Here is a 14,180-nt window from a genome sequence, read left to right on the forward strand (position 1 = left end):
TTTTTTATGTTTAATATTTTGCAGATTTTCCTTTGGGTAACGACTGTTCAATAAACTCTCGCAAGTCCTCATTGGCTTTTATTAAATCCTCTTTACGTAAATACATCATATGGCCACTTCTGTAACCTTTAAATGATAACCTATCTTTCATTTTACCACTCGGATCTATTTGTGATAAGGTATATTTAGCAGCAAAATAAGTCGTAGCGCCATCGTAATAACCAGATTGCGCCATAACATGCAAATAAGGGTTTTCTGCCATAGCTTGACGTAAATCTTCACGAACGTTATTGTTTTCCCTATTCCAAGGATGCACATCACCAAACATGTTATACTTTACATCGGTTTTAAAATCTAGATGTTCACGTATATAATAATTAATGGCTGGCGTAAACGAATGCAACCAAGAGCTTAATTCAGCATTATAATCAGGGCTTGAACCCGATTCGGTTTTATCAATCCCAATGTAACGTGAATCCAGCCTACCAATAGTTTGCCCAGTTTTGTCACGTAACAATTCTTTCCAGAAAAACGATGTTGGAATATCTAAATTATGTTGCAAAATAACTTTTTTACTTAAACCTGAATAATCAGCCATTTTAGTCGCTACTTGCTCGCGTTCGCTTGAAGAAATACTACCACCTTTAGCAATAGCAGGCATTAAAGTATTAATTGCAAAATTTTCAGCTTCGGGTAAAATAGCGTTTAAATCTTTACTCTGTAAATTGGAATTTAACATATTGTGATGCCATGCAGCCGCTGTATAATAAGGTAAGTTTAAGGCTGAATAGATAGGTTGGCCAGTACTGTAAACATTATAATCGGCAGGGGAAACCATGATAACACCATTTAGATACATCCATTGATTCTCTTGCAAGGCTTTAGCCAATCCCATAACACGTGTACCGCCATAACTTTCACCAATAATGTATTTAGGTGATTCCCAACGATTATGTCGGCTTACAAATGTGTTCATCCAATCGGCTAAATACCTAATATCTTCATTGATTCCAAAAAACTGTTTTCTATCTGGATAGTCACCATCTTTGTTTTTTACTAGTCTAGAATATCCTGTATTTACAGGATTTACAAATACAATATCAGCCACATCAAGAATAGAGTAATTATTTTGCTTTATACCATAAGGCTGAACAGGATAACCTTCATCATCAATATTCAATATCTGTGGTCCTGTATAGGCAATATGCATCCATACTGATGCCGAACCAGGACCACCATTAAATGAGAAAATGATAGGCCTGTTAGCTCTATTTTTTATATTATCACGCGTATAATATGTATAATATAACGTAGCCATTGGGTTGCCATCCACATCCCATATGGGTTGCGTACCTGTTTCAGCGGTATATGAAAAACTAACACCTTTTACTGTGGTATTGTGCTTGGTGATGACAGTAGTGTCTAGTGGAATTTCAATGTTTTGCGAAAAAACAGAATAAGAAAAGAGACAGATTGTAAGAAATAGAAATTGTTTCATATTTAGGTAATTGATTAGATTTTAAAGTTACATATCTTTTTAGAACTTTTTGAATAACACTTTATCCTATTAAAGTAAAATCATATTTTTAATAAAAATCTGTTAGATTTGTTGGTATATAATACATATAACATTATTAGTGATGTTATACAAATGTTGGCAACAAGCTAAAAAAAACGAATGAAAAATAAAATACTGATTTTACTACTGACAATTTTACCAATAATTGGATTCAGTCAAAACCAAAATGAAAATGTTTTATACGTTGTAGATTCAATTCCAGTAATCGAAGAACCAAAAGAAGAATTTGGAACATTGACTGAAAAAGAAATTGACAGAGTCGATGTCCTAAAAAACAAAGAAGCAATTGAGAAAACTGGATATAAAGACTTGGATGCAATTATTTATGTTTTCACAAAAGAATATGCCAAAAGACCTGATAGTATAAAAGTAATTCCGACAACCAAATTAATGACCAAGAAAAATGGAACTTGGTATTTAAAAGATAATTCAAATCCTTTTTCAGGAAGGTTTATTGATTATTACCTAACTGGAAAAAAGCAAGGAGAAGGAACTTTATTTAACGGCAGATTAAAAGGTAAGCGACTTATGTATCATATGAACGGAAATGTATCAGACGAAATCGAGTACGAAAACGGACTTTCTAACGGAACGGAAAAACGATTTTATAAAGACGGCACTTTAATGCAAAAAGGTGAGTTTAAAAACGGACAAGAAATCGGAATTTGGGAAATGTATCATCCAAATGGACAATTAAAACAACAGACAAACTTTATAAACGGAAAAATGGATGGAGAATCCGTTTCCTACTATTCAACTGGAGAAATAAAAGGAAAAAACGTTTACAAGAATGGTGTTTATCAAAATGATAAAATAAACGACAAACTTTTCAAACTATACAACGAATCCCAAGAGTTGTATAAACAAGTAAACTATAAAGGAGCGATTAAGAAATTAGATAAAGCATTAGAATTAGAACCGAATTGGGCTGATGCATATTTTGCAAGAGCCACAATGAAATTAAATAACTTCCAATTTGATGAAGCAATTTTAGATTTTAACAAAACTCTTGAAATTGAACCATATTTCACTAATGCATATTCTAACCGAGCTTTTGCAATTTTAAGAAAATACGAACTTGGAAATGGTCGAACTTTATCGAAATCAAAAGATATTCAAATCATTGCTTCAAAAGAAACCGAATTATCACAATCGGAATTGACTAAAATTTGCGCTGATTTAAATAAAGCCGCTTCGCTTGGAGATGATAATTGGATGGTTTTAGAAGCATTAGAAAAACACTGTAATGAATAAAAAAAGCCAGCAGATAACAATGTATAACCGCAATTTGCTTCGCCAGTCGCTACGCTCTAGTCGGCGGAATCGATTAGCTTCGACTGTGCTCAACACAGGCTAGAATCACTCGGAATTGCTAAATTTAGTGCCAAATTGAAAATTAACACATATTAATCCGTAACTGACGGTTATACGAAACCGTTACTTGTATTTATGACAAAAAGAGATTTTTTTAGAATTATAATAAAACTATTCGGGCTTTACTCATTAATTTTAACTGTTTTCACATACATTCCAACCAATATAAGCTATGTGATTTTTCAATTCGAGCCTGTTGTTTTACTTTGGATTTTTGGAGCTGTGGCTTTAACAGTTTTGGTTTATATAATTTTAATTCGTAAAACTGACTTAATAATTGACTTTCTAAAACTAGACAAAGGATTTGACGAAGAAAGAATTGAATTTGAAAATTTTAACAGTCAAAAAATAATACAACTTGCCCTATTATTAATTGGTGGATTATTAATTATTAATTATTTACCTGAATTTTTACAATATACTTATTTAGCTTTTAAAAAAGAGGTCTCACCAAACGGATTGAATCAATTGGAAGAATTTAGTTTTGGAAAAATAACAGATTACTTCAATTGGGTGATTTCAGGAATAAATCTAATTGTCGGCTATATTTTGCTAACTAATTACTACCAAATTACCAAATGGTTGAATAGAAAACAAAAAACATAAGATAACACGCGTAATAATTATGAAATTAAACCTACTGAATTTTCTTGTATTGATTATTATTTCTTCGTTAGTAGTTTGCTGCGAGAATAATGATGATAGTGTTGAAGAAAACAATGCATGTATTGAATATGAAACTGGATATGTGACTTCGGTAAATGCTCCAGATACAGGTACAATTAACGAGACTATTAATATAGAAGTTAATTTCGGAGTTTATAATGGCTGTGGTACATTCGGAAAGTTTATAGAATCTGAAGAAGGATATGTTAGAACTATTGAGTTAGAAGCAAAATATTTAGGTTGTGTTTGCTCGCAAAATGCACCAATTCTGACTACGAACTATGAATTTACACCGACTGACGTTGGAGAGTATGAATTAAGATTTAAATCACGTCCATCTCCATCTCCATCTGAATTTATAACTGTTCACATAACGATTAACTAAAAGAACAGTTACCTGTATCAAGTAAATACGTAGATTTTAAAACCCTTCAAAAACCCCAAGCCCAAATAAAGCAAAATCATATTTTACAGGATCATTTGGATCTAGGTTGCGTAAATTAGCATCTAATTCGGCTAGTGCTTTAGCATCGTTTTGTTTCCTTGAAAGTAACCCTAGTTTTCTTGCCACATTCCCAGAATGAACATCTAATGGACAAGACAGTTGCCTAGGTGAGAGGGTGTTCCAAATGCCAAAATCCACACCAGCATTATCTTGCCGTATCATCCAACGTAAAAACATATTCAAGCGTTTGGCAGCAGAGTTTTTAAAAGGATCTGAAATATGTTTTTCTGTTCGTTTTAAATGCTCAATTTCTAAAAACACCCGTTTAAAATGATGTATTGAAGTCTGTAACGTATTGGATTCAGCATGCTTTGCAAAAACAGCTTCCAATCCGTTATAATTGGTATAAATATGTTTTAAGCCAGAAATGAAGGTTATAAAATCCGTTCCGTTAAACGTGCGATGAACAAAGCTTGTTAGTTTTTCTAAATCTGATTCTTGATGATTCATTATAAAATCATAAGGTGAATTATCCATTAACAACATCATTCTATGAGCATTGTTTATAATGCTCTTACGATTGCCCCAAGCTATGGTGGCTGTTAGAAATCCAGAAATTTCTATATCTTCTTTTTTGGAAAATTGATGTGGAATTTGGATAGGATCAGATTCAATAAACTTGGTATTGTTGTACTGTATAACTTTAGAGTCGAGAAATTCTTTTAATTCAGAGTTTGTCATCAAACGTAAATTATAAATACTTTTCTTTGATTATTGTTTTAATAATTACAGTTGTACTATTAAAATGAAAAACAGCTATACTTAAACCAAGTAATATAATACGCATGGCTAGCATCATGTAATCTAGTGTTTCTTCAGCTATAAATAACTTAATTAGAGATCCAATAAGTGCTATTGATGATCCAACTATGGTAATAATGGCAAAAGCATATATAGCTAGTTTAGCGTGTTTACTTTTATTCACTATAAGCAGCAACACAAAGAATTGACAAATAGCTCTAATAATAGCAGGAACTGAATCAGAAAATATAAATGCATATATATTCAAGAGAACCAGTAGCGTTAAAAATATAATTAGACATACTTTAAATAATTGATTCTTGAAAAATGTTTCTTTCATGCGATGTAAGATTTGACTACTCAATAGTAATCATTTCTGTACTATTTACCAAGCTTCTGCCGCCTTCTAACTGTATTTGAATATTAAATGATAATACCATATCACTTGGAATAGTTTCATTGAAAACCATATCTAATTTGTTGTAACCAAATCCTTGATTATCATTATTAAGAAACGTGACCAAATTATCAATACTCTCATTTTCTAAAGTATCTGGGTTAATAAAAACTAACTTATCATTTAATGAATTTCCAGCTTCTATATCAAAAAGGGTTTCACTAGCCATAACAATAATACTAGTAATTGAATCTTTAAAAAAGTAATCCTCATCACAACTTGTTGCATAAGCAGAATTCGAAAAATCTTTTAAATCAATGAGTTCTGAAATTTTGATATAATTGTATGAAAAATCAATATGCAATACTAAATCTTCAGAAGCAATAGTATCATCACTAAATTCATTCATATCAATCGCCAAAAATGAAACCTGTTCATAATAAACATTATAGGTTTCATTACAACACGAATAAACTAGTATTTGGAGTAGGGCAAAAAAGGAAAATGCTTTAACAACTTTCTTAATCATGATTGGTTTTTATAGTAAGATGCTAAAACCTCAAAAAGGTTGCGTAGAAAAAGTGACTATTTTTTAGAAACATGTTTCGTGTAAAACCCATCTTTTAAATCTTCAGTGTTTTGTTGCGGTATGACTTCAAAATACGTTTTAAAATAGTCTAATTGTTCCTTATTGATTGCTGGTAGTGGAATATTACCCGTTCCCCAAAAAAAGTCAACCTGTTCGGGTATGTTGAATTTGATATTTCCAACTGCTATCACTTTATAATCTTTTGGGTATTTACTTATGCCATACGGTTGAATTATATAATTGGTTGAAAACTGACTGGTAATTCTATGATGCTTATTTGCAGTAAACTGCTGATTGTTTACAGAGAATATAAGTGGTATTGCAGCTATAATTGTAGTCATGACTAAAACGGTTTTCAAAGTTTTTGTATTTACAATAAGCAACCTTAAAATCATTAAGCCAAAAATCATGACGAAAGGGAAAAAGAAACGATACTGTGGGGAGACTGCAAAAAGTAATATGATACTCATTAATCCAACACTATACAATACCATATAAGATCGCTTATTATAAAATTTGAAAATAATAAATGGCATAATAATCAGTAAACTAATCATGATTTTATTAAAAACACCATGTAAACCAGAGGCAAAAAGCCAGGTTTTAAACCTAATTAACCATGAAGATGCTTCGTATGCTTCAGGTGTCATTTGATACCCATAGGCCTTTCCGTATAATGAAAAGTACGATGCAATCTCTTTCGGTAACTGCCATGAGAAATCAGCAATTCTTAAAGTGTTTAGAGGAAATAATGGATTTCCTGTAATGATGGTGTTTTTTATTATCAGGATAAGGCCAACAACACCAGTAATTATTAAAAGTAGTTTTGCAATGCTTCGCGTATAAATGAAATAACGCTTAAAAAGTATTAAAGGTAAAATACTAAACAATAGTATTGTTGGTTTAATAATAACCATAAAGAGCGTTAGCAAGACTAATGTTATAAAAATGTTTTTGTCAAATGTCTCATAACAGCTTAAAAACTGATGGGTTACTACTAACGCTAGCACATAAATTGCCATGTCAGGAGATGGCGCACATATAAATTGAAAGAAGAATACATTTAATACAGGGAATAATGCAACAATTCCAAGTGACAAAACAGAACGGCTTTTCAAAGAGTAACTATTTAGATGCGTAATAGCATAATAATTACCCAATAAGAGCATAAAACCACTTAAATCATTGAATCTGTCGTAAATAAAACTAAAATTAAAAGCGCTCTGTAAGATATGCCAACCCGAAGTTTGCCCCAGAAATAAATGTAGATTGACCAAGCCTTTAACAAAGCCATATTCATTGAGCCATTTAATGGTTTGTATGTAGTAAGATTCATTGTCAATAATAAAAGGAGGTGAGGCACATTGCGCTAAAATGAGAAATGAAATAACAATGAATAGGATTTTATAAAATAGTTTTAAAGACTTAAACTCATTTGTAGATAATTTTAAATAACTAACTATAAATGATTTGTTTACAACAAATAACAAACAGGAAATAAAGAACAATAAAACATGAAACTGCCAATTTACAGCCCAAGCAATGGCCCAAATAGAAGTTAATAAGGTAACACCAAATAAACCAATGATAATTGTTACTACTGGATGTGATTTAGCAATCTTAAAAGCCTTAAGAGTACTGACTCCAATAACTGCTGAAATCAATAATATATAAATCCAGGAGACTAAAATTAATAGCATGTACTAAAAGTACTATTTAATTTACAATCTTACCATCAACCATGGTTAGTTTTCTATCAGCCATATTGGCCAACTCTTCATTATGAGTAACAATCACAAATGTTTGACCAAACTCATCACGAAGTTTAAAGAAGAGGTTGTGCAGGTTTTCAGCTGATTCACTATCCAAATTTCCTGAAGGTTCATCAGCAAAAATAATTTTAGGATTATTTATAAGCGCTCTGGCTACGGCAACACGTTGCTGCTCGCCACCAGAAAGTTCATTGGGCTTGTGGTTGTGTCTATCTTTCAATCCTAAAAAATCCAATAATTCCAAAGCGCGTTTTTCTGCTTCCTGTTTTTTAGTTTTTTTTATAAACGCAGGAATACAGACGTTTTCTAAAGCCGTAAATTCTGGTAATAACTGATGAAATTGAAAAATAAAACCAATTTGCTCATTTCTAAACTTGGCTAAATTTCTTTCATTAAGATTGCTAATTTCAGTATTATTTAACAAAAAACGAGTCTCATTGTCTTTATCAGGTTTATCAAGTGTTCCTAAAATTTGCAGTAACGTTGTTTTCCCTGCTCCAGACACTCCAACAATTGATACAATTTCACCTTCTTTAATATCTAAATCAACACCTTTTAAAACGTGTAAATCGGAGTAGTATTTATGAATATTTCTAGCTGTTATCATCTTTTACTAATGAACTAGCAATGTAATACAATATAATCTGTCTTACAATTAGGAATCTGATTTCTTACGGAAGATTTTTTTAACATTGTTATAGTCAATAAAATATTGAATTTTCAAAGAAAATGTATTTGATATTGGTTGTTCAAATAATCTATCTAAACTATCAATGTAACTAGCTTTAGAGGCACTATCATAATTAAACAGTTGATTTCTATAAAGAGCTGTTAAAAAACTACCTGGCGCAAATTGCCACGAATAACTTAAATCTAAATTCCAAGTGCTAAAATTAATGTTTGGATCTGATAATCCTGCCTCTTCAAATGACGTTTGGGTTTTTAGCAATCGACCATCTTCTTGCAGTAAGTAGATATTATCCTCATAATCTACCGTACTCCAGTAATTCCTGAATGTTAAACCTAATGTATGAAAAGGGTTGAAACTATAGTTTCCAGATAAGCTATTGACCATGGTGAATCGATCTCTTTGGCCAAATACTATTTCAGTATCAGTCATATCAGCGTAACCTCTGTCTTTTTTGTAATCATCTATACTGAAAGAATAAACAATGAACATTTTGTCATTAAATCTAAACCTTGGACTTACACTATACCAAATATTTGTAGTTTCTCTATCTTGTTCAAAAAAAGTGGCGCCTCCAACATTCGCATCAAATGCAAATTTTTTATTATAGTTTGAAGAATACCAGAAATTTCCGTTAAGCCTATCTTCATAAATAAAATAACGACCTTCAACTCTTGGCTCAAAATAGTCATATTGTTTGCCAGGTTGGAAACCTAAATTTCCACCAAAACCATCAATTATTTTTAATTGCCCTGAAAATGCTATACCTAAATTTGTACCTGTGTAAGTACTAGGGTTTGCTAATCTCGAATAATTTATCCAAGCATTTATGTTATATCTATTAAACTTTCCAGTAGGTTCAAAAGTCCGGTATGAGCCTTCCACGCCAAAATTGCTGAAGTTATTTCTAAACTGAAGACCTAAGTCGTTAATGTCATAATCGTCATCGGCATATTCATGACCTATCCAATATTGCCAATTTCCATAAACCTTGGCAAATTCCAGCTCATAACTATAACCCGTTTCAGTACCAGATTCTTTATTTATGTTACTCATTTTAGCTTCAACCACAAGATTATAGGTGTTCTTTTTGGTAGTTAAATCAGCCAAAACACCAGTAACATTTGCGTCTCTAAAACTACCTTCACGCATAACGTTGGTGTTTATTATGCTTACAGATGAGTTTTGATTAAACTGTTGATCGACTACTAAAATATTATAATTAGTAAATGGTTCAACAAGCTCTTTACGTCTTTCTCCTGTTTCCGTATTTTCAATTGTTGCATAGGTCTTTTCTGTAATTGAATTAAAAATACCTGCACCTAAACCATTTTTAGTTCGTCCTGAAACTTTAATGGCATTCAAAACTTTTACTGCGTTAGGAAAATCTGTTATCTCTTCATTAACATCCAATTCAACAGAGCCTGTTGGTCCATTACCAACACGTCTTGAAAAAAACAAACCACCTTTAGTGAACAAATCAACACCTTCAGTAAAGAATTGGCGTTGCTCTGAAAAAGTTTGTTCAAAAGGACCTAAATTCAATACCACTCTATCAAAACCAGCTTGGCTAAAATCTGGAATGAGCGTCGCATCTAAAGTAAAATTTTCGGTTATACCATATTTAACGTCCATACCCGCGTTGAATTGAGTATCAGTATCTCCGTCAAAAGAATTAACAATACCAGAAACAAATGGGTAAAATGTTAATCGGGTAGGAGGCTCAATATTTTCAATTCCTTTTAATTCACCATTGTAAATACCTACATTACCTTTGGTAACATCAATTGGATTCCAAGTGTATTGTGACCGATCTCTTCTAAAGTGTCTATGAATTTGCATACCCCAAGTCTGCACTTCTTGATTTGAGAAACGAAGTGTTCTGTAGGGAATTTTCATTTCCACAATCCAACCATCATCAACTATTTTTACTGCGCTATCCCATACGGCATTCCATCCGAAGTCTTCACCTATACTTGGCGACTCTAATGCGTCAGCTTGCGTTCCTGAACTAAAAACAAAAAATTCCGTGTTATTTTGACCATCATTGTTGGGGTTTAAGACAAAACCAAAAAAATCGGATTGCCCAAAATTATCACGGCTAGTAAACTGGCGCATTATTTTTGAAGGATCGTCATAGAGATAAGCACCAACATAAATAGCATCATTGTCATAAGAAATTTTAACTACGGTTCGTGTTTCAGGTGTTTCTGTGATTCCCATTTCTGGGCGAAATTGAATAAAATCTTTTGCTTCTTCAGCATCTTGCCAAACTGTATCATCTAGAATACCATCTATTTTGGGAGCAACTTCGGTTCGCTTGATATTCAAGCTTTTCTTTTGTTGTGAAAATAAAGCGCAACAGAAAAATGTAAAAAGTAATAGAAAAACTTGATTTCGCATAAAAGGTGATTAGTCTTGTAATTTTGATTGATGGTATATAGACAATATGAAAATCAAATTGTTACACTATACTTGGCAAATCTAATTCCGTTTGTCTTTTAAAAGTACTAACTAAACGTTAAAAACAGAATAATTGTGTTAAGATTTTGGTAAGGTTTTATTAAAAAAATACTTTGAAATTTTTATTACATTTATAAAAAACCAAATTATGCCTTATAGACAGTTTGAAGAATATAATATGCAAGTAACTGATGACGTTAAAGACCGTTATAAAAAAATCATTGAAGATTTAGGTGAGGACACAAATAGAGATGGTCTTCTCAAAACGCCTGAACGTGCTTCAAAAGCCATGCAGTTTCTCACACAGGGTTATCATCAAGATGCAGCTGAAATATTAAAAAGCGCCATGTTCAAGGAATCATACAATGAAATGGTCATTGTAAAAGATATTGAGCTGTATTCATTATGTGAGCACCATATTTTACCATTTTTTGGAAAAGCTCATATTGCTTACATACCAAATGGTCATATAGTAGGGTTAAGTAAAATACCTAGAATTGTAGATGTGTTTGCAAGACGACTGCAAGTACAAGAACGATTAACTGAACAAATTTTAGACTGTATAAACGATACCTTAAAACCTCAAGGTGTTGCAGTTGTCATTGAAGCATCTCATATGTGTATGATGATGCGTGGTGTTCAAAAACAAAATTCAGTTACCACCACATCTGGTTTTAGAGGTCAGTTTGAAAAAATTGAAACACGAAATGAGTTTTTAAAGCTTATTAGTGAGAAACTGTCATAATTTAATTATGGTATGCTTATTGCTATTTTTTATATAAAATCACAATTATGAAACTAGAAAATTTAAGTAAAAGCAAAAAACTAGCTTTGAGCATTTTATTTGATGCCATTGGCATTGTGACATTTGTCGATATTATTTGGGCACCATTATCAGCCTATTTAATGACGAAGATGTATAAAGGCAATAGTGGTAAGGCTGCAGGTGCTATTTCATTTATTGAAGAAATCATACCTGGTCTTGATATTATTCCAACGTTTACAATTATGTGGTTATACACTTATGTATTCAGTAAAGAAGAAAAGAAAAAAGAAGTAATCACTGTTGAAATAAACGATTAATAGAAAGCTGTCTGAAAGTTTTAATTTTTCAGACAGCTTCATCATTATTATAAATTATAGGTAAGTCCAATACTAAAGTTTCTACCCATATTAAAAATACCATCAGGTTTTAATCTTGACAGATGGCTAATGTAGTTTTTATCAGTCAAGTTCGTTCCCGTTATTGAAATAAATAAATCTTTTTTAAAGAGTTGTATGGTGCTTCCAATACCAGCACTCAACAAGTTATAGCTGCTTGTGGGTGTTTCAAAGTTACTCACATTGTTTTGACTGAAAGTGGATTGTAGCTTCACAAATGCATAACCACTTTTCATACTTTTGGTGTCAAATTCAACGCGAATGGTGTTATTAATACTATTTGCAGGTATTAAAGGTAAATAAGACCCAGAATTAAGCTTACCAGTTACCGATTCAAAACTACTTTCAAAATGCAACCAATCCAGTGGGTGAGGATGAAAATGGAAACCTATTTCGCCGCCATATAAATATGCGTCATTTTGCACATAATTAAAAACGGGTTCACCATCTATTAAAGTACCGTCCGGTTCCAAGTAAATATAATCATTCACCAAATTATAAAAACCATTAGCAAACAACTCAACATGTTCACTCTTGTATTCAAGCGCTAAATCGGTTTGTAAGTTTTGCTCATAAGTCAAGTTGCTATTTCCAATTTCATAACGATTGGTTCCATGATGAATACCATCCGAAGTAAGTTCGGCTAAATTTGGAGCTCTGAACCCAGAGGCTACATTTAATCTAAAAGTAATTTTTTCAAATAAATTGGTTTTAAAACCTAATGCACCATTAAAACTATTATAAGTAAGGCTTTCAGAATTTTCAATATTCAGCCATCGGTTGTCATATCTCGCACCCAATTGTAGGTCAAAATTTTCAAAATGAATGTGAGACATCGCAAAGACACCAAAATCATTAGTTGTTGCATTTGGTATCAATTCTTCTTCTCCATAGTTTGCATTGGTTTGGTGCATACCTTGTACACCAACTATAGTTTCAAACCTACCGGTTTTTGGTAAGTGATATTTAATATCATAATTTGCTGTTTTAAGTTTCATGTTAAGCGCAGGCTCTTCAGCTACATGTTCATCATGATCTTCGTCGTGTTCCTCATCTTCTTCATGATCCTCATCATCATCATGATGTTCTTCATGGTGATGTTCATCTTCAAACTCTTGTCTAGCATTATAAATGTATCCTAAATTAATCTCCAGTTTTGAATTGTTAAAAAACAGTTTTGACTTTGAACTAAATACATGATTGGTGATATCCTGATAGGGTAGTAGTGGATTTTTATCGGTAGTTTGCATACCTATTTCTTCTGGGATTCCTAATTTACTGTGATTAACGTTATACCTGAATTCTGTCTTGAATTTAGTTGATTGATAACCCATTCCAGCTTTAAAATCTTGCTCTTTAAAGCGTGTATTGGTAACTCTGTAATCGCTTGTTTCGTAATCAGAATGCGCTGCTAAAGACCCTCTAAAAAGAAATTTAAAGTTTTCACCAGATGATTTATATCCTAGACTGGTATTATAACCTTCAGTATTTGAAAAGTAATTTAAATTGATGTCACCAGATTGTTCGTTGGCATTAGCAAAACGCTCGGGATTGATATAGAGTACGCCACCAAGCGCATCACTACCATAAAGCAAAGAAGCAGGCCCTTTTATTACTTCAACACTTTCAACACCTGCATCACTTAATCCCAAACCATGCTCACTACCAAATTGCTGGTTTTCCAAACGTACACCTTGTGTATAAACCAAAACACGATTAGAACTCAAACCTCGTATTACGGGTTTGTTTATACTTAAACCTGTACTTACCGATTCTACACCAGCAATATTAGTTATACCATCGGCTAGAGTTACAGAACCAGAGGCTCGTAGCTCACTGACTGTTTTTCGTTCTACTTTCATCACATTATCACTTTGTAGTTTGTGAAATGGTGTTGAAATGATAACGGCTTCCATTTCAATAGCAGAAGGGATTAATGAAATAGATAAATTTTCTGTTAAAGGCAGTTTTAAATTAATTGACTTGGTTTCATAACCAATAAAAGAACATACCAATGTATGAGACCCTGGAGGAATGTTTTGTAATTCAAACTCTCCAGACGCATTAGTAGTTGTGCCTTTTTCCAAATGTGGTAAATAAATATTTACGTAAGATAAATTGTTTCCTGTTTCAGCATCGGTTACGATACCTTGTATGGTGCTCTGTCCATAACCAAAACTAGCTAAAGACAAAACACATAAAAATAAAATGTTTTTCATGTAATATGTTTAATAGTTAAATATGT

At 32.2% G+C, this 14,180-nt stretch carries 13 protein-coding genes; 5 read left to right on the forward strand and 8 right to left on the reverse strand.

Going from position 1 to position 14,180, the window contains the following annotated elements:
• Window positions 1-10 precede the first annotated feature (10 nt).
• Window positions 11-1,498 (reverse strand): S10 family peptidase, encoded by a 1,488-nt coding sequence (locus tag HGK31_RS09215; protein WP_104733850.1) that lies wholly within the window; start codon window positions 1,496-1,498, stop codon window positions 11-13.
• Between the two features lie 180 nt (window positions 1,499-1,678).
• Between HGK31_RS09215 and HGK31_RS09220 the strand changes: the two genes are divergently transcribed.
• The 3 genes from HGK31_RS09220 (at window position 1,679) to HGK31_RS09230 (ending at window position 4,004) form a co-directional block, all read left to right on the forward strand.
• Window positions 1,679-2,833, forward strand: a complete 1,155-nt coding sequence (locus HGK31_RS09220) for a toxin-antitoxin system YwqK family antitoxin (RefSeq protein WP_191859491.1) — start codon at window positions 1,679-1,681, stop codon at window positions 2,831-2,833.
• A 195-nt stretch (window positions 2,834-3,028) separates the two neighbouring features.
• A complete protein-coding gene (locus tag HGK31_RS09225; protein WP_191859492.1) occupies window positions 3,029-3,559 on the forward strand; it encodes a hypothetical protein in 531 nt (176 codons plus the stop codon).
• Window positions 3,560-3,578: 19 nt separating this feature from the next.
• Window positions 3,579-4,004: a hypothetical protein gene (locus HGK31_RS09230; protein ID WP_191859493.1), complete on the forward strand. Its 426-nt coding sequence runs from the start codon at window positions 3,579-3,581 to the stop codon at window positions 4,002-4,004.
• Window positions 4,005-4,040: 36 nt separating this feature from the next.
• Here the strand turns inward: HGK31_RS09230 and HGK31_RS09235 are convergent, their stop codons facing one another.
• From HGK31_RS09235 to HGK31_RS09260, 6 genes are read right to left on the reverse strand one after another with little or no spacing between them, the layout of a single operon-like run.
• Window positions 4,041-4,805, reverse strand: coding sequence for a TIGR02757 family protein (locus tag HGK31_RS09235; RefSeq protein ID WP_191859494.1), 765 nt, complete (start codon window positions 4,803-4,805; stop codon window positions 4,041-4,043).
• A 10-nt stretch (window positions 4,806-4,815) separates the two neighbouring features.
• Window positions 4,816-5,205, reverse strand: a complete 390-nt coding sequence (locus tag HGK31_RS09240; protein ID WP_191859495.1) for a hypothetical protein — start codon at window positions 5,203-5,205, stop codon at window positions 4,816-4,818.
• Between the two features lie 16 nt (window positions 5,206-5,221).
• Window positions 5,222-5,791, reverse strand: a complete 570-nt coding sequence (locus HGK31_RS09245) for a hypothetical protein (protein ID WP_191859496.1) — start codon at window positions 5,789-5,791, stop codon at window positions 5,222-5,224.
• A gap of 56 nt (window positions 5,792-5,847) precedes the next feature.
• On the reverse strand, window positions 5,848-7,551 hold the full coding sequence (locus tag HGK31_RS09250; protein ID WP_191859497.1) for an LIC_10190 family membrane protein: 1,704 nt from the start codon (window positions 7,549-7,551) through the stop codon (window positions 5,848-5,850).
• Between the two features lie 16 nt (window positions 7,552-7,567).
• Window positions 7,568-8,230 (reverse strand): ABC transporter ATP-binding protein, encoded by a 663-nt coding sequence (locus tag HGK31_RS09255; RefSeq protein ID WP_191859498.1) that lies wholly within the window; start codon window positions 8,228-8,230, stop codon window positions 7,568-7,570.
• 48 nt (window positions 8,231-8,278) lie between these two features.
• Window positions 8,279-10,714, reverse strand: a complete 2,436-nt coding sequence (locus HGK31_RS09260; protein ID WP_191859499.1) for a DUF5916 domain-containing protein — start codon at window positions 10,712-10,714, stop codon at window positions 8,279-8,281.
• A 208-nt stretch (window positions 10,715-10,922) separates the two neighbouring features.
• Between HGK31_RS09260 and folE the strand changes: the two genes are divergently transcribed.
• On the forward strand, window positions 10,923-11,519 hold the full coding sequence (gene folE, locus HGK31_RS09265; RefSeq protein ID WP_104733843.1) for a GTP cyclohydrolase I FolE: 597 nt from the start codon (window positions 10,923-10,925) through the stop codon (window positions 11,517-11,519).
• Window positions 11,520-11,566: 47 nt separating this feature from the next.
• Entirely contained in the window at window positions 11,567-11,857 is a 291-nt protein-coding gene (locus HGK31_RS09270) for a hypothetical protein (protein ID WP_191859500.1), read from the forward strand.
• 47 nt (window positions 11,858-11,904) lie between these two features.
• Here HGK31_RS09270 and HGK31_RS09275 read toward each other — a convergent pair whose 3' ends face one another.
• A complete protein-coding gene (locus HGK31_RS09275; RefSeq protein WP_191859501.1) occupies window positions 11,905-14,154 on the reverse strand; it encodes a TonB-dependent receptor in 2,250 nt (749 codons plus the stop codon).
• Window positions 14,155-14,180: the final 26 nt, after the last annotated feature.

The organism is Hanstruepera ponticola (assembly GCF_012931685.1).
In the GTDB taxonomy this organism is placed as follows: Bacteria; Bacteroidota; Bacteroidia; order Flavobacteriales; family Flavobacteriaceae; genus Hanstruepera; species Hanstruepera ponticola.

What these genes read in the sequence shown, in the direction of transcription:
- HGK31_RS09235 (WP_191859494.1), bottom strand. Translation starts at nt 4,805, where the DNA reads ATGACAAACTCTGAATTAAAAGAATTTCTCGACTCTAAAGTTATACAG.
- HGK31_RS09215 (WP_104733850.1), bottom strand. Translation starts at nt 1,498, where the DNA reads ATGAAACAATTTCTATTTCTTACAATCTGTCTCTTTTCTTATTCTGTT.
- HGK31_RS09240 (WP_191859495.1), bottom strand. Translation starts at nt 5,205, where the DNA reads ATGAAAGAAACATTTTTCAAGAATCAATTATTTAAAGTATGTCTAATT.
- HGK31_RS09250 (WP_191859497.1), bottom strand. Translation starts at nt 7,551, where the DNA reads ATGCTATTAATTTTAGTCTCCTGGATTTATATATTATTGATTTCAGCA.
- HGK31_RS09275 (WP_191859501.1), bottom strand. Translation starts at nt 14,154, where the DNA reads ATGAAAAACATTTTATTTTTATGTGTTTTGTCTTTAGCTAGTTTTGGT.
- HGK31_RS09220 (WP_191859491.1), top strand. Translation starts at nt 1,679, where the DNA reads ATGAAAAATAAAATACTGATTTTACTACTGACAATTTTACCAATAATT.
- HGK31_RS09260 (WP_191859499.1), bottom strand. Translation starts at nt 10,714, where the DNA reads ATGCGAAATCAAGTTTTTCTATTACTTTTTACATTTTTCTGTTGCGCT.
- HGK31_RS09270 (WP_191859500.1), top strand. Translation starts at nt 11,567, where the DNA reads ATGAAACTAGAAAATTTAAGTAAAAGCAAAAAACTAGCTTTGAGCATT.
- HGK31_RS09225 (WP_191859492.1), top strand. Translation starts at nt 3,029, where the DNA reads ATGACAAAAAGAGATTTTTTTAGAATTATAATAAAACTATTCGGGCTT.
- HGK31_RS09255 (WP_191859498.1), bottom strand. Translation starts at nt 8,230, where the DNA reads ATGATAACAGCTAGAAATATTCATAAATACTACTCCGATTTACACGTT.
- HGK31_RS09245 (WP_191859496.1), bottom strand. Translation starts at nt 5,791, where the DNA reads ATGATTAAGAAAGTTGTTAAAGCATTTTCCTTTTTTGCCCTACTCCAA.
- HGK31_RS09230 (WP_191859493.1), top strand. Translation starts at nt 3,579, where the DNA reads ATGAAATTAAACCTACTGAATTTTCTTGTATTGATTATTATTTCTTCG.
- folE (WP_104733843.1), top strand. Translation starts at nt 10,923, where the DNA reads ATGCCTTATAGACAGTTTGAAGAATATAATATGCAAGTAACTGATGAC.